Origin of the sequence: Vibrio sp. 1641 (assembly GCF_033339995.1) — a bacterium.
In the GTDB taxonomy this organism is placed as follows: Bacteria; Pseudomonadota; Gammaproteobacteria; order Enterobacterales; family Vibrionaceae; genus Vibrio; species Vibrio alginolyticus.
Window position 1 is genome coordinate 1 of the sequence record NZ_JAWOVP010000019.1, and the last position, 20,320, is coordinate 20,320.

The 20,320-nt window shown below is 46.2% G+C and carries 18 protein-coding genes; 9 read left to right on the forward strand and 9 right to left on the reverse strand.

Going from position 1 to position 20,320, the window contains the following annotated elements:
- Nucleotides 1–751 precede the first annotated feature (751 nt).
- The 4 genes from R7Z47_RS21915 to hemC are packed head-to-tail and all read right to left on the reverse strand — an operon-like array spanning nt 752 to nt 4,831.
- A complete protein-coding gene (locus R7Z47_RS21915) occupies nt 752–1,933 on the reverse strand; it encodes a heme biosynthesis protein HemY (protein ID WP_205461609.1) in 1,182 nt (393 codons plus the stop codon).
- On the reverse strand, nt 1,933–3,144 hold the full coding sequence (locus tag R7Z47_RS21920) for a uroporphyrinogen-III C-methyltransferase (protein ID WP_005378751.1): 1,212 nt from the start codon (nt 3,142–3,144) through the stop codon (nt 1,933–1,935). Before R7Z47_RS21920 ends, R7Z47_RS21915 begins: the two co-directional genes overlap by 1 nt.
- A 17-nt stretch (nt 3,145–3,161) precedes the next feature.
- Nucleotides 3,162–3,890 (reverse strand): uroporphyrinogen-III synthase, encoded by a 729-nt coding sequence (locus R7Z47_RS21925; RefSeq protein ID WP_005383386.1) that lies wholly within the window; start codon nt 3,888–3,890, stop codon nt 3,162–3,164.
- A 2-nt stretch (nt 3,891–3,892) separates the two neighbouring features.
- Nucleotides 3,893–4,831, reverse strand: a complete 939-nt coding sequence (gene hemC / locus R7Z47_RS21930; protein WP_005383388.1) for a hydroxymethylbilane synthase — start codon at nt 4,829–4,831, stop codon at nt 3,893–3,895.
- 346 nt (nt 4,832–5,177) lie between these two features.
- Here hemC and R7Z47_RS21935 point away from each other — a divergent pair, with 346 nt between their 5' ends.
- Nucleotides 5,178–7,706, forward strand: a complete 2,529-nt coding sequence (locus R7Z47_RS21935; protein ID WP_053350817.1) for a class I adenylate cyclase — start codon at nt 5,178–5,180, stop codon at nt 7,704–7,706.
- A gap of 69 nt (nt 7,707–7,775) precedes the next feature.
- Here R7Z47_RS21935 and cyaY read toward each other — a convergent pair whose 3' ends face one another.
- Nucleotides 7,776–8,090, reverse strand: coding sequence for an iron donor protein CyaY (cyaY, locus tag R7Z47_RS21940; protein WP_005383391.1), 315 nt, complete (start codon nt 8,088–8,090; stop codon nt 7,776–7,778).
- Between the two features lie 74 nt (nt 8,091–8,164).
- Between cyaY and lptM the strand changes: the two genes are divergently transcribed.
- From lptM to R7Z47_RS21975, 7 genes are all read left to right on the forward strand, one after another.
- Entirely contained in the window at nt 8,165–8,281 is a 117-nt protein-coding gene (lptM, locus tag R7Z47_RS27170; protein ID WP_005378746.1) for an LPS translocon maturation chaperone LptM, read from the forward strand.
- 61 nt (nt 8,282–8,342) lie between these two features.
- Nucleotides 8,343–9,596 (forward strand): diaminopimelate decarboxylase, encoded by a 1,254-nt coding sequence (lysA, locus tag R7Z47_RS21950; protein ID WP_005378745.1) that lies wholly within the window; start codon nt 8,343–8,345, stop codon nt 9,594–9,596.
- A gap of 10 nt (nt 9,597–9,606) precedes the next feature.
- Nucleotides 9,607–10,437, forward strand: a complete 831-nt coding sequence (gene dapF, locus R7Z47_RS21955) for a diaminopimelate epimerase (protein WP_005378744.1) — start codon at nt 9,607–9,609, stop codon at nt 10,435–10,437.
- Nucleotides 10,431–11,162 carry a DUF484 family protein gene (locus R7Z47_RS21960; RefSeq protein ID WP_005383398.1) on the forward strand — a complete coding sequence of 244 codons (732 nt, stop codon included), beginning with the start codon at nt 10,431–10,433 and terminating at the stop codon, nt 11,160–11,162. Before dapF ends, R7Z47_RS21960 begins: the two co-directional genes overlap by 7 nt.
- Nucleotides 11,128–12,060 carry a tyrosine recombinase XerC gene (gene xerC / locus R7Z47_RS21965; RefSeq protein ID WP_053350819.1) on the forward strand — a complete coding sequence of 311 codons (933 nt, stop codon included), beginning with the start codon at nt 11,128–11,130 and terminating at the stop codon, nt 12,058–12,060. The genes R7Z47_RS21960 and xerC overlap by 35 nt, the downstream gene beginning before the upstream one ends.
- 8 nt (nt 12,061–12,068) lie before the next feature.
- Nucleotides 12,069–12,785 (forward strand): 5-amino-6-(5-phospho-D-ribitylamino)uracil phosphatase YigB, encoded by a 717-nt coding sequence (yigB, locus tag R7Z47_RS21970; RefSeq protein WP_262607112.1) that lies wholly within the window; start codon nt 12,069–12,071, stop codon nt 12,783–12,785.
- Between the two features lie 138 nt (nt 12,786–12,923).
- Nucleotides 12,924–15,410: an EAL domain-containing protein gene (locus R7Z47_RS21975; protein WP_258480881.1), complete on the forward strand. Its 2,487-nt coding sequence runs from the start codon at nt 12,924–12,926 to the stop codon at nt 15,408–15,410.
- Between the two features lie 83 nt (nt 15,411–15,493).
- Here R7Z47_RS21975 and R7Z47_RS21980 read toward each other — a convergent pair whose 3' ends face one another.
- Both R7Z47_RS21980 and R7Z47_RS21985 read right to left on the reverse strand, forming a co-directional pair.
- Nucleotides 15,494–16,090: a tRNA-uridine aminocarboxypropyltransferase gene (locus R7Z47_RS21980; RefSeq protein ID WP_031780839.1), complete on the reverse strand. Its 597-nt coding sequence runs from the start codon at nt 16,088–16,090 to the stop codon at nt 15,494–15,496.
- Nucleotides 16,090–17,640 (reverse strand): COG3650 family protein, encoded by a 1,551-nt coding sequence (locus R7Z47_RS21985; protein ID WP_262607111.1) that lies wholly within the window; start codon nt 17,638–17,640, stop codon nt 16,090–16,092. The genes R7Z47_RS21980 and R7Z47_RS21985 overlap by 1 nt, the downstream gene beginning before the upstream one ends.
- A 47-nt stretch (nt 17,641–17,687) precedes the next feature.
- On the opposite strand from R7Z47_RS21985, the gene R7Z47_RS21990 reads away from it, so the two are divergent.
- Complete coding sequence (locus R7Z47_RS21990) at nt 17,688–18,158, forward strand: EVE domain-containing protein (protein ID WP_225474227.1); 471 nt, start codon at nt 17,688–17,690, stop codon at nt 18,156–18,158.
- A gap of 50 nt (nt 18,159–18,208) precedes the next feature.
- Here the strand turns inward: R7Z47_RS21990 and R7Z47_RS21995 are convergent, their stop codons facing one another.
- Together R7Z47_RS21995 and R7Z47_RS22000 are read right to left on the reverse strand one after the other, a co-directional pair.
- A complete protein-coding gene (locus R7Z47_RS21995) occupies nt 18,209–19,033 on the reverse strand; it encodes a Cof-type HAD-IIB family hydrolase (protein ID WP_017636084.1) in 825 nt (274 codons plus the stop codon).
- Nucleotides 19,034–19,277: 244 nt separating this feature from the next.
- Nucleotides 19,278–20,288 (reverse strand): alpha/beta fold hydrolase, encoded by a 1,011-nt coding sequence (locus tag R7Z47_RS22000; protein WP_005378733.1) that lies wholly within the window; start codon nt 20,286–20,288, stop codon nt 19,278–19,280.
- Nucleotides 20,289–20,320: the final 32 nt, after the last annotated feature.

Here is a 20,320-nt window from a genome sequence, read left to right on the forward strand (position 1 = left end):
GGTTGAAAGCACCGGTCTTGAAAACCGGCATACGTTAATAGCGTATCTAGGGTTCAAATCCCTATCTCTCCGCCACTATTAAGAAGCCTCGCTAGAAATAGCGAGGCTTTTTTCATTTCCGCACATCTTTATTACTCTATCTGTGCTTGTCAAAAATCAATTCCATATGCGATCTACTTTTCGACAAAGTAATATTGGTATCGGTATTGGTTGTGATGTTTTGATTTTTGCTAAGAAGTGCAGTTGCCTCTAAAGCTGTTCATCCTCATCACTGCATGCTGTCCAGATAAGGTTGTTGGAGATGCTTTGTTAAGTTGTTGAACCATCTATTGCCTTATCGTTCTCTTAAAGCACTACCATTGCTTCTCTAGCCCCTTTTACCGGATAGACCGAACAAATAAGCATACTAAAATAGCCACTGTTTCACTGATGTATCTTTTTGTTTTGCTCAGTCTAGCGACGCGTGTGCTCTATTGCCTAAATCTAGCTACGTCTTAAAACCATACATCAACAGGCTAAAGTTACGTATTCCTGCATCTTTTAAAATTGTTTTGGATTCTGCTGGAATGACAGGATCAGAGTAGTCAAAAAAAGAAGAGGAAAGTGAAACGATAGTGAGTTGCTAGGAAGTTGAGAACTACTTGGGAGCCAATGAATTGGATAAACATATTGATGACTAAGGACTAAAGGGTTAGTAGCAGGCAATAAAAAAGCCGACAGTAAGCTGCCGGCTTGGTTAGGTCACCTTTAGTTAGTCATTCTGTACGAGCGTGAGAGCTTTACGAGAGACTTCGTGAGCAGCTTTGGTTAGATTTTGCTTCTCTAGTGTGTCTGCTAGGAATGCATAGTCAGAGACGTCAGAGCGAAGCTTTAAGGCGATCTCAAAGTGGTCTTGGGCTTCTGGCCACTTCTCTTGACGGAAATAGAAGTGCGCTAATGCGCTATGGGCAGCGGCGTTATCCGGTTCTTTCTTCACTACTCCCTCTAAGAAGACCACGACAGGGTGGGTATCTGGCAGGTTTAGATCTGGCAGAAGTTGATAAAGCTCTGGGGCAGGTTGTTTTTTTAATGCTTCTTTTAGCACGGTAAAGGCTTCTGCATCAGCTTTTCGTGTGATGAGTTCTCGAGCAAAACAGGCAACGAGGTGTGTGTCTTGTTTCACTTTACGTGAGAGACTATTCCAATGGGAGATTAGCCCTTCGCTACCTTGTTGTTGCGCTACTTCATGGAGTAAGCCGCACTGCGCCTTTTGAATCAGCTCTGCATGTTCTTCTTCCGTGATGAGTTTTGCTTTGGTTAGTTGTGGCAAGAGGTCAATAAGAGGTTGCCACAACTTTAGCTGCATGTACGTTGTTTTCAGCAAGTTCAATACAATAGAGTTACTCGCATACTGACTTTTTAACGATTGCAAGGTATCGAAAGCGGACTCGAACTCGTTGTCGCGGATAAATTGTTTCGCTCGAGTCAGTTCTACTGCGAGATGGGCGTTCTCTTGTTGGCTCGCTAGCTCTAGATAGTGATCTCGTTTTGCTTTATCACCTTGGCCTTGTGCTGCTTCAGACGCAACCAAGTAGCAGAGCAGCGGCATATCGTGATGATTTGCCCAGCGAGTTACTTTCTTCTCAGCACCTTTCCAGTCACCTTCTAGAAGTTTAATAATGCCTTCATTGGTGTATCGGCGGGAATGGCGCATTTTGCGAACACTGAAGTAGTTCCATGTTGTAGAACTAGCATAAACTAACTTCTTAATCAGGTACTCAAGCAGAAAAAGACCTGCGAGTGCTGCGATAACGAAAACCACTAATGTCGTTACGCTCATCTCGATCGTTTTCTCGGCAATGGAGATGAGTACATAGCCTTGCTGACCAGAAAACTGGGTGCCAACAAATAGTCCTGCGCCTAGTACAACAAATAGGAAAATAAGACGAAACATTACTTATCCTCCATGCCTGTCATCGTTGTGACTTCACGACGTAGGCGTTCACGAATGACATCTGATAGTTGAGACTGACTTTGCAGTTTCGTTGGGTATTCCACTTGAATATTTTGCTGACTTAGTAGGTTAACCGTTTTGTTGAACTCTTTAACGGAATTATCGTCTTGGTTGAAGAAAGCTAATGCCCATTTGTCTGCTGTTTTTAGAGACGTGGTGTAAATTTCACCTTGCTCTTGGTACACCGCTTTTATTGCCGTTTCCAATTTGGCTTTGATGTTTTCTTTCAGGTAAAAGTGTTGCTCAGGAGAAAGCAGTGGAATGACGTTACCATCGCGCGTGCGGAAGGTAATGAAGTTTTCTGAAAAGTCCTTCAAAGAGGTCATTAAGTTATCTTGCCAGTTTGCGATATCTTCAGACACTTCAGTGTTTTCTACGGCTTCAGCTTCAGGTAGCAGTGCATTGGCGAGAGGGAGCTTGTCTACTTGCTGTTGTAGGGCAGTTAAGCGTAGTACCAATCCATCACGGTCAATTAGCGGGATAGTGCGAAGTTTGGTGATATCGTTCGCCATTGCTTTACGTAGTTTGACGAGGCTAGGGTCATTCAGTGCTGCAATGCGTTGGTCTGCACTTTCCATCAGTTGAGTCGCGCTTTCTACATCGTGCTCTAAGAACAATTTACGACCAGCTAATTTGACAAGGTAATCGGCTTCCGCTAATAGCCAGTCGTTTGGTCGACGACCTTTCACATCGGCAACGGCGAGCTGTAAGCTTTCAATGCTCTTCTGTTGCTGTCCAAGTACCACTTCCGCTTTGTGTGTCACGGTTGTTGCTTTCTCGATGGTTTCTTCTTGTACCCGGCTGAGTTCTTGCTTCATGGAAGCTTGAGTGCTTTCTAGCTGACTTTTTAGTTGGGCGATCTGCGCTTGGTAATCGGCTTGCTGTTGATGCAGCTTGTACGCGAGGCCACCGCCAAAAATAATCGATAAGATGATAGCGACCGTGCCTAGTTTGACACCGCGTTTACCTTGTTTTTCTTCAAACTCGACTTTGGTTGGCTCTGCTGTTTTTGGAGGCTCGGCCGCTTGTGGTTGCTCTTTTTTAAGGTCCGCATCCTGCTGCGATGTGGTTTTTTCGACTAGCGGTGCCGATGAGGTTTCTTCGGAAAGGTTTTTATCGTTATTTTTTTGGTCGTTATTTTTACTTGTCATGCCTATATCCTGTGTAGCTAGGGCTGGAGAGCCGCCAGTAATTCTTGGTTGGATGCGCTTCCCGTGCATCTCACGCGAGTGAACCCCCTTTGAATTGCGATGTCAGCGATACGCTGACTGGGGATATACAACTCTTGTTGATTAAGCCAAGTCAATTGCTCCGACGTCAATTGGCTGCACAAATAATCCAGTTGTTCACCACTGGTGACAATAATCTGGTTAATTTGTAGGTTTTTCCATAGTGAGATACAGCTTACTGGATCGAATGGGATGAATTCTCTCTTGTAAGTCTCACTATAGTGAACTTTTGCGCCACGCCTCACCAATGCATCTTTGATCAGCTCTCTTCCGCCGTTACCACGAAGGATAAGAACTTGTTGTTGTGCCACATTGTTGAGCTCTGGCAGTCGCAATAAGTGTTCACTATCACTGACTTGGGGATAGTGTACTTTCTGTTGGGTACATTTGCTTAAATAGTGTGCTGTTTTTTGACCAACGGCAAGGTAAATAGCTTGTTTCGGCCATGACATCCCGTTGCTGGCTAAGATTTGCTGTGCGCATTGCACTGCATGTCGACTAACAGCGATAACAATTTGAGCTTGATGTAGATGTTTAGAGAGGTGCGTGTCCGTGAGATCGGCGACAATGTCGATCAGAGGATGGTGATATGCGGAAATGCCGTGCCTTTCGAGCAGAGAGCAAAGCGCGTTGCCTTGCTCTCCCGGCCGAGTGACCAACACTGCCATGGTTATTCGTGATCTGCGTACAGCTTAGTTAGGATTTCACGAGCGCCGTTATCTAGCAGCTCATTGGCTAGCTGCACTCCTAATGCTTCGCCATCTTTACGATGGCCACGAATTTCACCACGCACAATTTCGCTGCCATCTGGTTCGCCAACTAATGCGCGTAGCCAAATGTTGTCGCCGTCTAGCAGGGCATAGCTGCCGATAGGTACCTGACAGCCGCCTTCTAGCGTAAGGTTCATTGCGCGCTCACACAAAACGCGGTCTACGGTGTCTTGGTGGTTAAGTGGCTCAAGCAGCTTAAGCAGTCTTTCATCGTCAAGGCGGCACTCAATACCGACAGCACCTTGCCCTACCGCTGGTAGTGATTGCTCTGGTTCGATAAAGCTACGAATGCGTTCTTCAAGCTTCAATCGTTTGAGGCCAGCCGCAGCAAGAATGATTGCATCATACTCACCCGCATCTAACTTACCAAGGCGAGTGCCCACATTACCGCGAAGCTCTTTGATGATGATGTCCGGACGATATTCTTTCAGTTGGCATTGACGGCGCAAACTGCAAGTACCAACCACGGCACCTTGAGGGAGCTCATCAATGTGGCTATAGGTATTAGAGACGAAGGCATCACGAGGATCTTCACGCTCACAAATGGTCACGAGGCCAAGGCCTTCTGGGAAATCGACGGGTACGTCTTTCATTGAGTGAACGGCGAGGTCTGCACGTCCTTCTAGCATCGCGATTTCAAGCTCTTTTACGAACAAGCCTTTGCCGCCAACTTTTGCTAGTGGTGTATCTAAAATCACGTCACCTTTGGTCACCATGGTTACTAACTCGACTTCCAAGCCAGGGTGAGCGGCTTGAAGGGCGTCTTTAACAAAGTAAGCTTGCCATAAAGCAAGAGGGCTTTTTCGAGTTGCAATGCGAATCGGTGTGGATTGTGTCATGATCTTCTCAATGCTGTTTGGATTTGGGTTTATCCTACCATTCTCATCAAGAAATGCTTACTGTTAGTTCGTTATCTCTGAAGGCTATGAATGGAATTACATGATGTTATGAAAATAGTGTGACTGGATTCTCAATTAGACTAAGGACTATTATTAGTAATAGGTAATAAGAGCGACACTACCGCGCGATTAATTTTGTGACTAAAGTATGGTTTTGTATCCAGAGTGATACGCGGGCGTGAAGCTTTACCCGCACCAATAAAAGTGTTAAATTGATCACGTTTTTAAGCCATTTTGGTTTAAAACGTCAGCAGATTTTCGTGATTGTTCAACCAAGGAATTCCCCTTGCAGGCTTACACCCAAAAAATCATCCAGCGACTAGATAATTTGAATCAGCAGCGAGTTGATCGCGCGCTGGCGCTTATGGATTCGCAAAGCCAGCAAGTCTTCCACTTGATTCCTGCCTTGTTGAACTACAACCATCCTGTAATTCCTGGCTATTATGATGCCGATGTCCCGTTTGGTGTGCATGGGCTTGAACTAAATAGCATTCAGCAACAATTCATAGATGATATTCAACTTGCCATTGGTCAGCCGCTCAAGACGGTAGAAAAGCCCGCTATATTGGGTTTGTACACCATGGGCAGTACCTCCTCGATTGGTCAAAGTACTTCCAGTGATTTGGATATTTGGGTGTGTATCTCACCAGAGATGGATTGTGACGAACGCGAGTTATTGACCAATAAATGCTTACTCATCACGGATTGGGCACAAAGCAAAGGCGTGGAAGCGAACTTTTTCTTAATGGATAAAGAGCGCTTTAGAAGCAATCATTCTGAAGAGATGACGGGTGATAACTGTGGTTCATCTCAGCACTTACTTTTGCTAGATGAATTCTATCGTAGTGCGGTGCGTATTGCCGGACAGCGTTTGTTATGGCAAATCGTGCCGCCAGAAATGGAAGAGTGTTACGACGAGTACGTTTCTCAACTGTGCAGTGATGGTTACATCGACTGTAGTGAATGGATCGACTTTGGTAAATTGAACTGCATTCCTGCTGAAGAATACTTCGGCTCGAACTTGTGGCAGTTATACAAAAGCATCGACTCTCCCTACAAATCGGTATTAAAAGCCATCTTGCTAGAAGCTTACTCGTGGGAATACCCGCATACTCAATTGTTAAGCATCGACACTAAACGTCGTTTCTTTGCCCATGAGCCTGATCTCTATGGCATGGATGCGTACTACTTAATGTTGGAAAAAGTAACCCGTTACTTAGAGCGAATTCAAGACGATACACGTTTGGATTTGGTGCGTCGCTGTTTCTATCTCAAAACCCATGAAAAATTATCTCGTGAGCCGAATGTTGGCTCAGTAGCTTGGCGTCGTGAAGCGCTGAGCGATATGATTGCAAAATGGAATTGGGATGCCAGTGTCGTTGCAGAGCTCGATGACCGTCGTAATTGGAAGGTTGAACAAGTGAAGGTGGTACATCATGCATTGCTGGATGCGTTGATGCAAAGCTACCGTAACTTGATTCAATTTGCGCGTCGTAACGACATCACTTCTGCTATCAGTCCGCAAGACATCAGTATTTTGGCCCGTAAACTCTACGCGGCTTTTGAAGTATTGCCGGGCAAAGTAACGTTACTAAACCCACAGATTTCACCTGATCTGCACGAGCCTGACTTGAGCTTTATCGAAGTGAAAAAAGGGGGAGTGAACAAGTCTGGTTGGTACCTCTATAAACAACCACTTATTGCGCACCGCATTTTGGGGCAACCATATCTAGAGCATCATGAATACTTGAGTAAGTTGGTTGCTTGGGCATTCTTCAATGGCTTGATCACTGAATCGACTCGTTTACATGCCGTGGTACGTGAAGCGCAGCTAGATATTGATAAGTTTTACCAAATGGTGAGTGACTTACGAAATACTTTTGCGTTGCGTAAGCGTCGTCCATCTATGCAGGCGCTAGCGAGTCCTTGTGAAATAAGCCAGCTTGCGATGTTCATCAACTTTGAAAATGATCCGACGTCTGAACTTTCTGGTCGTTCGTTGAAAGTGGATGTTAAGAACACCGATATTTTTAGCTTTGGTCCAGAACATAAAAATTTAGTCGGCAGTGTTGACCTTGTTTACCGTAATTCTTGGCATGAAGTGCGTACGCTGCATTTCAAAGGGGAAACGGCGATGCTGGATGCACTGAAAACCATTTTGGGCAAAATGCACCAAGATGCGTTGCCACCAGAATCAGTGGATGTGTTCTGCTATGCGAAGAACATGCGTGGTGTGATGCGCAATATGGTTTACCAGCTTTTAGCTGAATGTATCGACTTACGCTTGAAACCAGTAGAGCAAGAGAAACGTCGCCGCTTTAAAGCGATGCGTCTTGGTAACCAGACTTATGGGTTGTTCTTTGAACGTCGCGGTGTGTCGGTGCAGAAGCTAGAAAATTCCATTGATTTCTACCGCAGCATTTCTACTAACAAACTCAAAGGCTCGCCGCTGTTAATGCTCGATCGTGAGCAAGAATATCAAATGCCTGAAGCGGTGGATGGGTTTGCTAGTGAAGGTCTAGTACAGTTCTTCTTTGAAGATAACGAAGATGGCTTCAATATTTATGTGTTGGATGAGTCAAATCAAGTAGAAGTGTATCACCAATTTAGTGGCTCCAAAGATGAAATGATTTCGTCTGTAAACAGCTTCTACACGTCGGTAAAAGACGATAGTCGCGTCGCGTCTAAGTTTATTAACTTTAACCTGCCTCAGTACTATCAAATTATTCACCCTGAAGAGGGGAATGCGTATATCATTCCTTACCGTAATGACGGTTGTTCACCGAGTCGCCCGACCAAAACTGTGAACGCGTAATTAAACCCGTATCAATAAACAAAAAGAGCACTTCGGTGCTCTTTTTGTTTTGGTGACGATTGACCAGAATTATGCCCAATCAATGGCTTCGCCCGCGTGCTTTTCACATTCTTGCTTCACCATTTCAAATAGCTCCATACCCGTTTTTGAGCAGGTCCATTTACCTTCAATAAGCTTGAAGTGGAAACCACCAGATTTGGACGCTAGCCAGATCTCATGCATCGGCTCTTGGCGATTAATGATGATTTGGCTGCGGTCTTCAAATTCCAATGTCATTACGTTGCCAGTGACTTCGTAATCAATGTCTGCGCCTGAATCATCGATGGATTCTTCGATGATTTGCATCTGCGCATCCACCAGTTGATGAAATTCAGTATCGTTCATCCGTCTATCCTATTGCTTTTCCTGAGTGTGGTGCGATTATAGGGGGCATTGATTCAATAATCACGATATGCGAAATGAAAAAATTAGTTACTGTGTTGTTTGTGATGGTTGCCGCGACCTTAGCGGGGTGTGGTCAGTCTGGCTCACTATACATTCCAGATGACACTCAACAGAATGAGCAATCACAATAAATAACCGCACCTTAGGGTGAAATTAGGGTTCAGCAGTCGAATAAAATAAGGGAAGCGAATTTTGGATTACTTCAACTATCAGGATGATGGCCAGCTTTGGGCCGAAGACGTCCCACTTCAAGCTCTTGCAGAGCAATATGGCACTCCTCTTTACGTATATTCTCGAGCCACGCTAGAGCGCCATTGGAAGGCGTTTGATAGTGCTGTGGGTCAGCATCCTCACCTGGTTTGCTACGCGGTGAAAGCCAACTCAAACTTAGGCGTATTGAACACGCTAGCGCGTTTGGGATCGGGTTTTGACATCGTGTCGGGTGGTGAACTTGAGCGTGTGATTGCCGCAGGCGGTGATCCGAAAAAAGTCGTTTTCTCTGGTGTTGGTAAAACACCGGCAGAGATGAAGCGCGCTCTTGAGCTAGGTATCAAATGTTTCAACGTTGAATCTGAGCCAGAGCTAGAACGTTTGAACAAGGTTGCGGGTGAGCTTGGTGTGATTGCGCCAATTTCTCTGCGTATCAATCCAGATGTCGACGCGAAAACACACCCTTACATTTCGACTGGTCTTCGCGACAATAAATTCGGCATTGCGTTTGATCGTGCGCCAGATGTTTATAAATTCGCGCAAAGCCTGCCGAACTTGAATGTGCAAGGCATCGACTGCCACATTGGTTCTCAGCTGACCAATATAGACCCATTTATCGACGCGACAGACCGTTTATTAGCCCTGATTGATGATTTAAAAGCGCAAGGCATTAACATTCGTCACCTTGATGTCGGCGGCGGTTTGGGTGTGGTCTATCGTGATGAATTACCACCTCAGCCTTCTGATTACGCCAAAGCGTTACTTGGTCGTCTTGAAAATCACCAAGACTTGGAGCTGATCTTTGAGCCAGGCCGTGCAATTGCTGCGAACGCAGGTATCTTGCTAACGCGTGTTGAGTTTTTAAAACATACTGAGCATAAAAACTTTGCGATTATCGACGCTGCAATGAACGACTTGATGCGTCCTGCGCTATACCAAGCATGGCAAGATATTGTGCCAGTCTCACCGCGAAAGGGTGAAGCACAGACTTACGACTTGGTTGGTCCTATTTGTGAAACCGGCGACTTCTTGGGTAAAGATCGCGCACTCGTTTTGCAAGAAGGTGATCTACTCGCGGTTCGTTCAGCAGGTGCCTATGGTTTTGTGATGTCTTCGAACTACAATACTCGTACCCGAGCGGCAGAAGTGATGGTGGACGGTAAACAAAGCCACTTAGTTCGCCAGCGTGAGGAGCTGACCAGTTTGTGGCAGCTGGAACAGATTCTACCGGAGTAACACACAACAAATGCATTTCCACTTTTCCAAAATGCACGGTTTGGGCAACGACTTCATGGTCGTCGACTGTATTACCCAGAACGTGTTTTTCTCGCAAGACCTGATCCGCCGCTTGGCGGATCGTCATACTGGCGTTGGTTTTGACCAATTGCTTGTGGTAGAGGCCCCTTACGACCCTGAAACCGACTTCCATTATCGGATTTTTAATGCCGATGGTAGTGAAGTTGAACAGTGTGGTAACGGTGCACGCTGTTTTGCCCGCTTTGTTCGCTTGAAGGGGCTGACCAATAAATACAGCATCAGCGTGAGCACCAAGAAAGGAAAGATGATTCTCAACATCGAAGATGATGGGGAAGTGACGGTCAACATGGGCGTGCCAGAGTTTGAACCGAACAAAATCCCTTTCAAAGCGAAGCAAAAAGAGAAAACTTACATCATGCGAGCAGGCGACAATACCTTGTTTTGTGGTGCTGTGAGCATGGGTAACCCGCACGTAGTGACCGTGGTCGACGATGTGGATACGGCAGAAGTGGAAACTCTCGGTCCGCTGCTTGAGTCGCATGAGCGTTTCCCAGAGCGCGTCAACGCTGGCTTTATGCAGGTGATGAGTCGTGACCATATTCGTCTTCGAGTTTACGAGCGAGGCGCAGGAGAGACACAAGCTTGTGGTAGTGGTGCATGCGCGGCAGTCGCGGTTGGGATTCTGCAGGGCTTGTTGGATGAAAACGTTAAGGTTTCTCTACCTGGTGGTGAATTGCGAATTGCATGGCAAGGTCCTGGCAAGCCGTTGTTTATGACCGGACCTACAACGCATGTATTTGATGGTCAATTGTCTTGCTAGTTGAAGAAAAAGGAAACGGTTTGTCTCAAGTAGAAGCAGATGCCTTAACGGCTGAAGTAGTGGCCGAGTACCTCAAAGATCATCCAGACTTTTTTGTGCAACGTCCGGAGCTTGTGGATCGTTTATCTTTCCCACACTCAGACTTAGGCGCGGTATCTTTGGTACACATCCAAATGAATCGCCAACGTCAGCGCATTGAAGAGTTAGAGGAAGAGATCACTACACTAATGTCGCTTGCGGCGAACAATGATCGCACCTTTTACGAATTTATGGATTTGCAGGGGCAGATTCTAAAGTGTGGTGACTTTAAACAAGTCATTCATTCTATCGAAGAGAAAGCCAAAGCACTGGGCTTACGTGCGTTTGTTCGATTGTTTAGTCAATGCGACGCATCGATTCAATTGAGTAAGGAAAGTTATCAACGCTTTGCGACCACTCACTTAAATGGCAAAGATGCGTACTTAGGACGTCTTCGCAAAGTAGATCGTGAAGCTTTGTTTGGCAACATGGAAGTGCCGGAAATGGGTTCCTATGTGGTACTGCCGCTCGTGAAACAGCAAACACTGGGCGTGCTTGCTTTTTCTAGTGAAGATGGCGGCCATTTTCAGCCAGATATGGATACCTTGTTTTTGCGTCACCTATCATTAGTAGTGGCACATCTCGCTCAAACACTGGTATGGCAAAGTTACGATGACGACAACTCCCAACACTCCTCTGCCAAATAATCTGCAAAAGCCTCTTGAGCGCTTCTATGAATTCTTACGAAGCGAAAAGGGGCTTAGCCTACATACTCAGCGCAATTACAAACAGCAGCTAGAAACAATGGCGCAGCACCTAGCTGAAATGGGGCTCAAAGATTGGTCTCAAGTGGATGCTGGTTGGGTGCGCCAATTAGCAGGTAAGGGCATGCGAGAAGGCATGAAAGCCAGCAGTTTGGCAACGCGCCTCTCATCGCTGCGTAGCTTTTTCGATTTCCTTATTCTGCGTGGCGAGATGTCGGCTAACCCAGCCAAAGGGGTTTCAGCACCTCGCAAAAAACGCCCGTTGCCCAAAAACCTCGATGTTGACGAAGTGAGCCAATTACTTGAAGTCAACGAGGACGACCCGTTGGCTGTGCGCGATCGCGCCATGATGGAGCTGATGTACGGCGCCGGCTTACGTTTGGCTGAGTTGGTGGGTGTGGATGTACGTGATGTACAACTGCGTAGTGGTGAGCTTCGTGTTATTGGTAAAGGCGATAAAGAACGTAAAGTGCCGTTCTCTGGGATGGCAACCGAGTGGGTCGGGAAGTGGTTACGCGTTCGTGGTGATTTAGCCGCTCCAGGTGAGCCCGCCTTGTTTGTATCTAAGCTTGGAACGCGTATTTCGCATCGTAGCGTGCAAAAGCGCATGGCTGAATGGGGGCAGAAACAGTCTGTCGCAAGCCATATTAGTCCGCATAAATTGCGTCACTCATTTGCGACACATATGCTCGAATCAAGCAATAACTTACGTGCGGTGCAGGAGCTTTTAGGGCACGAGAACATTTCGACGACCCAAATCTACACGCACTTGGATTTCCAACATTTGGCGCAAGCCTACGACCAAGCCCACCCACGCGCACGTAAAAAGAACGGGGAGTGAGCCGAAGTATGAAATTTTATCGCCGTATCGAGCCTATTAAGGCAATGACCTTTGACCTAGATGATACCCTCTATGACAACTATCCTGTGATAGTTCGCATGGAGCGTGAGTTGCTATCTTGGCTCAAGCACCATCATCCAGGGGTTGCTCATATGAACAAAGCGGATTGGTTTGCTCTCAAGCAGCGTGTTGTGCAGCAACAACCCGAGCTGAAGAGCGATGTCACTTTATGGCGTTTAGTGCAACTTCAGCAAGCCTTCTCCCAAGTAGGCTACGACGAAGACGCAGCACATGCCGCCGCGAAAGCCGCAGTAGACGTTGCGTTGGACTGGCGTAACCGTTTTGAAGTGCCGCAGCAAAGCCTCGATGTATTGGAGGAACTCGCGCAGCACATCCCGTTGGTGGCAATCACCAACGGTAATGTGGATTTAGACCGCATCGGTCTTACGCCTTATTTCCAACAGGTACTTAAAGCAGGACCAGATGGATTGGCGAAACCCGCAACCGATATGTTTACTAAAGCGAAGCGATTCTTGGATATTCCTGCGGAGAATATTCTGCATGTCGGTGATCATCTAACCACGGATGTGCATGGTGCAAAGTTGGCAGGTTTTGCAGCCTGTTGGTTTAATGATATGAATAAAAATGTCATTAACCATTCAAAAACACGTACTTTACCTGATATTGAAATCAATAGTTTGCAGCCGTTACTCACACTTTTTTAATTGCTTTCGCATTAATCCATTCTAATCTCATTTTGTGTCTAGAAAAGCAGCGCAAAGCAACGTAAATTATTCTCTATTAAATAAAAATAGTAACGCCACACGTCGTGGTGAAGATAGTGTTACGGCAGTGGTAGGTCCATGCGAGCTTTTTCAAAACTGGTTCACGATGTCAGTCAACTGAATGACTTTTTAGTCACTTTTCCGACTTCCTCAGATAAACAATATTTAGTACAAATATTGTCGACGCAATCGCGCGAAATTACGACCACACTTGCAGACGCCGTTTTGTCGTCGCTGCCGAATGCTCATGTTATGGGGCATAGTACGCGTAATGTGATTCTGGAAGGGGAGATATTTACCTCTGGTTGCCTAGTGAGTGTGATTGAATTTGAGCAAACCACGCTGACTTCTGCGGTACAAACATACTCTTACTCCCCTGACATTGATGGCGGGGAGCTCAAGCGCTCTCTTCTAATGCAGCATAATTCACAGGTGATCCTCAGCTTTGCTGTGCAAATTGAACGACGTGACTATCCCTTGTTTCAAACCTTCGCCAGTGAAGAAGTAGTGATTTCTGGAGGGTTGGCGCAGAGTATTGACGATGGCTGCTGGGTGCTATATCAAAACCGAGTTTACGATAACGCTGTGGTTGCCGTAGCTTTGCACAGTGATACTTTGAAGCTATGGACTGATGCGTATTCGGAATGGAACCCGATTGGCATGCCACACAAAGTCACTCATGCAAAAGGAACGCGCTTGTATTGTTTAGGTGAGAAGAAAGCGCTGGACGTATACAAGCGTTACTTGGCGGATGGCCATGACGTGACGCTGAGTCAACTGCTCAGCTTTCCATTGTATCGAGAAAGCTTAGGGCGAAAGGAAGTTTGTACGGTAACGGAGCTACACGCTGATGGCAGTATGAGCTTCGACAGGCCCTGGTGTCTTGGTGACGAAGTGCAATTTTGCTATAACCATCCCTCGTTAACGCTCGAGCAAGTGCGGCATGGTGTGGTTGAGTTAGCCATGCACCAACCTGAAGTCGTGATGATTTTTAACTGCGCGTCACGGTTAGACTTTATTGACAGCAGCGACGAAGTCCAAGCCTTCAAAGATATTGCGACGACGTTTGGTAGTTACTGTATGGGGGAACTGCATGGTGGTATTGGTCAGCCCGAAATTCTTCATCACAGCCTGACGTATTTAGCGATGCGGGAGGGAGACGAAGTGAAAACATTGAACTTGCCTAAGTCGCCCGTTAGCTCCTCTATTTCACCGCTGTTTAGCTTGATTCGAAATGCGATCGGCGATCTCAACCATATGAACGCGCATATGGGGTATCAACTCGATCGCCAAACGCGCAAGTTACAAGAAAGCTATCGACGCGACAGTCGCACGGGATTACAAAACCGGGTCGCATTGCAAGAGCGGCTGAGTAACATCGATTTGGATGAGCATTTGTTGACTCTAAAGCTACTTAACTTTAGTCATATTAACGAAAAATACGGCTACCGAGTGGGAGATCAATTACTCAAAGATCTCTCAATGCACTTTACGAATCGACTACGAAAGCGTTTTGGCATGCCAACGGCTTTGCAGCTTTATAGTATTGGGGTTGGTGAATGGGCGTTCATATTTAAAGCTGATCAAAGCAGCGAGACCATCAAACAGCACTTTACGCGTTTTGCTGACGCGGTAGAACAAACTAATTTTGAGCCAATTGGCCTACGTGAAATAGATTATCTTTCTATCTCGCTATGCGGCGGCTTAGTGAGTCGTCGAGATTTTCCATCCGCTTCAGTAGATGAGCTCTTACTCAAAGGCATCGAAGCGAGGCGATCCGGTGTACGCAGTAATACCCATATCTGTAATGCGAAAGATATTGAAGTCAGTGAGGATGTGCGTAAAGAGCAACTTGGATGGCTAAGTTGCGTCAGTAGAGCCATTCTCAAACAGAATATCATCACTTATAGCCAACCTATTGTGCATGCGGGTAGCCACAAATTGGCAAGCCAAGAATGTTTGGTTCGTATTCTGGAAGCCGATGGAACGGTGATTGCGCCAGGGCGTTTTCTGCCAATTATCTCTGATACACATCTTTACACTCGACTAAGTCGGCACATGATTCATTCTACGTTGCATTATATGCGAGATAAGCAAGGTGACTTTTCTATAAACTTATCGCCGCAAGATTTGCTCAGTGATAAAACTTTAATGCTTTTAGAGCATGAAATTAGCCAGCTAAATGACCCAAGGCGAATTGGTTTAGAAGTGCTGGAATCTGAGCAGATCAAAGACTACGGCCGAATGATAGAAGTGTGCAGTCATTTTAGAAGCTTAGGGGCGCGTATCATTGTTGATGACTTTGGGTCCGGTTATTCGAATATCGATGAAATCCTAAAGTTGGAGCCAGAAGTCATAAAGCTCGATGGCAGCTTGATTCGTGATATTGATAAAGACTTAAAACAGCGCAAGATCGCTTCCCAGTTGGTGCGTTTGTGCCAGGTGTTTAACGCGGAGACGGTGGCGGAGTTCGTCCACAATCAGGAGGTGTGCACCATTGCACAAGACATGGGGGTGGATTATTTGCAGGGTTACTATCTTGGCGAGCCGACTCGACTGTTTTAATGATGTTTCACGTGAAACTTCTTGTCGTAAAAAACGCAGCGTAGGCTGCGTTTTTTGTTTGGTTCTTCTACTGAGCTTAATGTTTAACGCTTAAGAGCGTGTCCACTCTTTTCAGCTTGGAACAGAGCGAGGTAATGGGCAAAAAAGCGCTGCATTTGTTGTTGGTTGTTTTGTTCTCCAAGTTGCCCGAGCAAATGTGCAGCGACTTCAAACGTACACAAATTACCTTGTTGTTGGTTGCGTCGCAGCTGATATTGTGAGTCCGCCGACGCAGACAATCCCATAGTAGGGATACCTTCTAACCAACGGCTCTTATTGATCATCTTGCGCGCCTCTTGCCAGGTGGCATCTAAAATAATAAACAGCGGAGTTTTGGTTTGTTGCTGGCTTTGGAGTACCACATGTTCGAGTGTGATACTTTCTTCACAGGGGAAGAGCAACACCGGATACCGCGACGGATCAGCTAATAGAGTGAGCAATTCTGCTGGTGGCTGTTTGCGATCCCAGATTACTCGCTCAATGCTGAGTTGGCACTGCTCTAGTAGCTGGCCGGTATTAGTATCACGCTTCAGTTCATTCGGATGCATTAACAGCAGGATGTTGTGCTCACTGTTAAGTTTCGGCATTAGCGAGCACATACAATTGAATTGAAAACCGCAGGTTGGACACGGTTGTGACATTACAGACGAACTCCTTCTCGCACCGGGCTTATCCCATCAGAGAACAGACGCACGCCACTGACTTGGTTCGGCGTTGCCGTTGGCGCCATGCTTGGGTTGAGTGGGTAGCTAACCCCAGTGTATTGCATCACGTGTTGAGCCGCTTTAGCTCCGCCACCGCTGACATTAAAAATCAGATCTCGCCAACCATGAGAGGTTTGTTGGCCGAGCATAATCGGGCTTTGCACTAGTGTAATGCGACTATTAAATCGCCATTCCTTTTCGTGATGTTCAAATATCAGCAATGTACAGCCTCCGGAACCACACCAATCCAACTGTACCAATAGCTCTTCGTTACCATCGCTGTTGAGGTCGTAAGTTAGCCAACGGTATTGGTTATTGTTGGGGGTGGTTTGATGGATAAAGAAGTAGTTGCGCACCGCGGCATCTACTTTTGAATCAAACTCTGCACTAGAAGGGACGTCAGCACTACCGATGGGGTTGTTGGTGCGTTTTTCGGCTGGTTGCATGATGCCTTCATCACGAACGGTGGCAGGATAAAGGACTAAACCACCATCGGCGATTGGGTATACCAAGTTACCGACTTTTTCTTTGGTCGCTTTGAGTTGATTGCCTTTTCGAGTAAACAGTCGCTCTGACATTAGCCTTTGCTGTTGATGATGCGTCATGACAACTTGAACCTGAGACGGACTTAACTGTTGCCAGTAACCACGCTCGATTAATGGTGCTTGTCCATTGGCGTAACGGTATTTTGTTGTGGCGCTGTGGTCTGGGTTTAAGGTCATCTGTACTTCAAAACCTTGTGATTGAGTTGAGGTCGCGACATAGGTATTAGCCCAACCAAGCGTTGCATCGACGTTTGCAGCCATACCACAACCTTGATACGTCTCGCCATCATGTTTTAGTGTTGCTTTCCAGCCATACAAAGAATCGCTCATTGTGTCTGAGCAGAGGTTTTCTGTTAAGCGAAGCTCACCATCTTGTAGTTGATAAGTGCGCTGGCGAGGTTGAAGCTGACTGCTTTTAATCGCTAATTTTGTGGTTTGTTTGCCGATTTGCTGGAATGTTAGTCCATTAGCCTCAAAGCTTGCCGACCAAGAAGGCTCATTACCAAACACGCGAGTTGGTTTGTTTGGTTGCTGACAACGGTTTGGATTTTCCGTTGTGAGGAAGTTCACTTGTTCCACGACAAAGTTAGCATCGAAATCAGCAGAAAACCCATCGATGCCCGGTGGGTTGAGATGGCCGATAACCTCGCCATACATGGTCTGGTAAGGCTCGTTATTTAACTGAATTGCTCGTTGCATTTGCTGTGGTGACAGTTGCAACCAATATTGCTTGTCGCTGCCACAAGGCATGATGTATTGGCTCTCGTGACCGACGATCACTTTTCCGCGCAGCATAAAAGTTTGAGGTTGAATGGTTTCAGGCTTATCTAAGGTTGCAGGTGGAGAGGTTGGGTCAGCGGCACCAGATTGTGGCGGCTGTGAACTACATGCTTGCAGAACCAGCAGGGTGGCAAGCGCCACTGGGTTTTTCAAAGCCTTCATGTTATATCTTCCTCATTATTGTTACTCAATCGGCATCGGATGGCATTATGGCATATTGGTTATTTAAAACTGAACCAGATACCTTTTCTATTGACACGCTTCGAACCCAAAAGGTTTCATGTTGGGAGGGAGTTCGTAATTATCAGGCGCGCAATATGATGCGTGACCAAGTGAAGGTGGGCGATTTAGTCCTGATTTACCACTCTTCTTGTAAACATGTTGGCGTGGCAGGTATTGCTAAAGTTGTGAGAGAAGCCTATCCCGATCATTTCCAATTCGATCCCGAAAGCGATTATTACGATCCAAAGTCAGACCCAGACAACCCGCGTTGGATTATGGTGGATGTAGAGTTTGTACGTAAAACGGCGCGAGTGATTCCGTTGTCGGTGATGAAAGCGATGCCAGAACTTGAGAACATGCCGTTGGTGAAACGTGGAAATCGCTTGTCGATTATGCCCGTGGCAGAAGAAGAATGGGACGCGATTCTTGGCAAAGAGAAGCTGCCAAGTCAGCGATAAAAGAGAAGGGCTGCGAATGTGCAGCCCTTCATTATTTGGAGTATTGAAGCTTACAGCAAGTGTTCTTGTAGGTAGTGTGCAACCGCATCTTCTGCATTGCTGCCAATTACTTCATTATTTGGTAGAGCTTTCATCACTTTTTCGTGTGATGTACCCATAACTAGCCCTTTACCTGCCATCGACAGCATTTCTACGTCATTCATGCCATCACCAAATGCTACGCAGTTTTCTAACGTGAGGTCGAGTTTTTTCGCTACCGCTTCAAGAGCATGACCTTTAGACACGCCAGCGCTCATTACTTCCAAACACCAAGGCGTTGAAAATGCGATGTTCAGCTTATCACCAAACTGCTCACGTAGTTTGTTTTCAAATACGACCAAACGTTCGTGGTCTTCTCCTGGATGCGTGAAGAAAACTTTCGCAATACCGTCAGTTGGGGCGTGGTCTTCATCAAATAAGACGTAAGTGAATTCATCGTGGAAGTCACGTAACGTTTCATCATCCTTGTTCATCAACCAGCTATCATTTTGATACATGTGAATAAGTATTTCTTGATCATGTTTGATCGTGTCGATCACGCCTTGTACCAGTTCCGCAGGGACATTCTCGCTGTACATTAGCTGATCTTCCTGGTCATGCACTCGGGCACCATTCGACGTGATCATATAAGCTGGAATGCCAACTTGGCGACGGATGCTCGCAACGTCTACGTGGTGACGGCCGGTTGCAAAGACAAAGGTATAACCCTTTTCATGCAGCGCTTTTAGCGTCTCTTTTGAGTAAGCACTGAGCTGATGGTTTGGTGCGAGTAACGTGCCATCCAGATCAGAGGCAACGATTTTGGTGATCTCTTTGCAAGGTAGCGATGTGCTCATGAAGTCCTCGTAAACGGTTTGGATAGTGTGGAACAGGTGAATTGCAAACGGAGTACAGCAGACTGACTAGATCGTACTGCTCCGAATGCGGGGGAACTTGGGCTCGTAGCACTATGCGGTTAAACACTGTGTCAAAGTAGCCAAGTTCAAGCAGTGTACGCCAAAATGAGGATGAAAAAGAGGGTAAATCGATGTGTAGACATTTCCTCTTTAATCTTAGTCGTGAAATGGTCGCCTAGAGTTCTTATTGTGCTTGTTCGTTTGATGGCGATTTAGGGTCATTCATAAAGCGGAAAATCGCATCGAGCGCTTGATTACGATACTTGTCGGTCTCGAACAAGATTTCATGCTGTGCGCCTTCGATAGAAAGCAGCTCCGCGTGCGGGTTGGTTTTCCGCAATTTATCAATAAAACGCTTTTGCGCGAGATTGCTAACAATCCGATCGTTTCCGGCTTGGATTAGGATGACTGGTATTTTGACTTGGCGAGTTAATAAAAAGCACTGCTTAGCGGCCATGAGCCCTTGCCAAACCCAGCGAGTGCTTGGCCCACCGACTTGCAGTTCCGGTTTTTCCGTATATAGGTTTCGGAACCATTGGTAGCGGCCGTAACTTTGGCTAAGTGGGTTATCTTCAAAGGGCTTAGGGAAGTAGGCCTGATGTCCTGGTGCATAGCGTGGCAAAGTTGATACCGCTGACATAATTTGTGTGACCGGAATCGCTATTGGTGATAGGTACCATGGCAGGTTAATGCCAAACATGGGCGCACTTAGAATCAAACCAGTAAAAGGGTGTTCTGGGTGAGTTTGCAGGTAACGTGTCGCGATCGCGCCGCCCATAGAGTGCGCGATGATGAAGCATTGTTGATATTCGCTAAGGTCGTGTTTTTTTACGACGATGTCCATATCATCAATATAATCAGTAAAGTCATAGACGTGACCCATATCTGAGTCAGATAATAAACGATCTGATAAACCTTGTCCGCGGTGGTCAAAGGAATAGACATCGAAACCTTGGCGGTAGAGATCGTAAAACAGCTCTTGGTATTTCCAGGAAGACTCAATGCGTCCATTTACGATGAGCACGGCTTTTTTATGCTCTGGGTTGGTTAGCTTGCACCAGTAAATGTTCTTTTTCTCAGTCCCTTTAACAAAGCCCTCTTGGCGAGTTTGCCAAAGTGCTGCGATCGGACCACCAATTGCTTGCTCAAATAATGTCTCTTGAGTATAAGTCAAAGGTGAATGGTTAGTCGCCATTAGTTGATTACCTGAAGATACGTTGTTTACGC

What these genes read in the sequence shown, in the direction of transcription:
- R7Z47_RS21995 (WP_017636084.1), bottom strand. Translation starts at nt 19,033, where the DNA reads ATGAGCACATCGCTACCTTGCAAAGAGATCACCAAAATCGTTGCCTCT.
- lptM (WP_005378746.1), top strand. Translation starts at nt 8,165, where the DNA reads ATGAAAAAATTAGTTACTGTGTTGTTTGTGATGGTTGCCGCGACCTTA.
- dapF (WP_005378744.1), top strand. Translation starts at nt 9,607, where the DNA reads ATGCATTTCCACTTTTCCAAAATGCACGGTTTGGGCAACGACTTCATG.
- xerC (WP_053350819.1), top strand. Translation starts at nt 11,128, where the DNA reads ATGACGACAACTCCCAACACTCCTCTGCCAAATAATCTGCAAAAGCCT.
- yigB (WP_262607112.1), top strand. Translation starts at nt 12,069, where the DNA reads ATGAAATTTTATCGCCGTATCGAGCCTATTAAGGCAATGACCTTTGAC.
- R7Z47_RS21920 (WP_005378751.1), bottom strand. Translation starts at nt 3,144, where the DNA reads ATGACAAGTAAAAATAACGACCAAAAAAATAACGATAAAAACCTTTCC.
- R7Z47_RS22000 (WP_005378733.1), bottom strand. Translation starts at nt 20,288, where the DNA reads ATGGCGACTAACCATTCACCTTTGACTTATACTCAAGAGACATTATTT.
- R7Z47_RS21915 (WP_205461609.1), bottom strand. Translation starts at nt 1,933, where the DNA reads ATGTTTCGTCTTATTTTCCTATTTGTTGTACTAGGCGCAGGACTATTT.
- cyaY (WP_005383391.1), bottom strand. Translation starts at nt 8,090, where the DNA reads ATGAACGATACTGAATTTCATCAACTGGTGGATGCGCAGATGCAAATC.
- R7Z47_RS21990 (WP_225474227.1), top strand. Translation starts at nt 17,688, where the DNA reads ATGGCATATTGGTTATTTAAAACTGAACCAGATACCTTTTCTATTGAC.
- R7Z47_RS21980 (WP_031780839.1), bottom strand. Translation starts at nt 16,090, where the DNA reads ATGTCACAACCGTGTCCAACCTGCGGTTTTCAATTCAATTGTATGTGC.
- hemC (WP_005383388.1), bottom strand. Translation starts at nt 4,831, where the DNA reads ATGACACAATCCACACCGATTCGCATTGCAACTCGAAAAAGCCCTCTT.
- R7Z47_RS21925 (WP_005383386.1), bottom strand. Translation starts at nt 3,890, where the DNA reads ATGGCAGTGTTGGTCACTCGGCCGGGAGAGCAAGGCAACGCGCTTTGC.
- R7Z47_RS21975 (WP_258480881.1), top strand. Translation starts at nt 12,924, where the DNA reads ATGCGAGCTTTTTCAAAACTGGTTCACGATGTCAGTCAACTGAATGAC.
- R7Z47_RS21985 (WP_262607111.1), bottom strand. Translation starts at nt 17,640, where the DNA reads ATGAAGGCTTTGAAAAACCCAGTGGCGCTTGCCACCCTGCTGGTTCTG.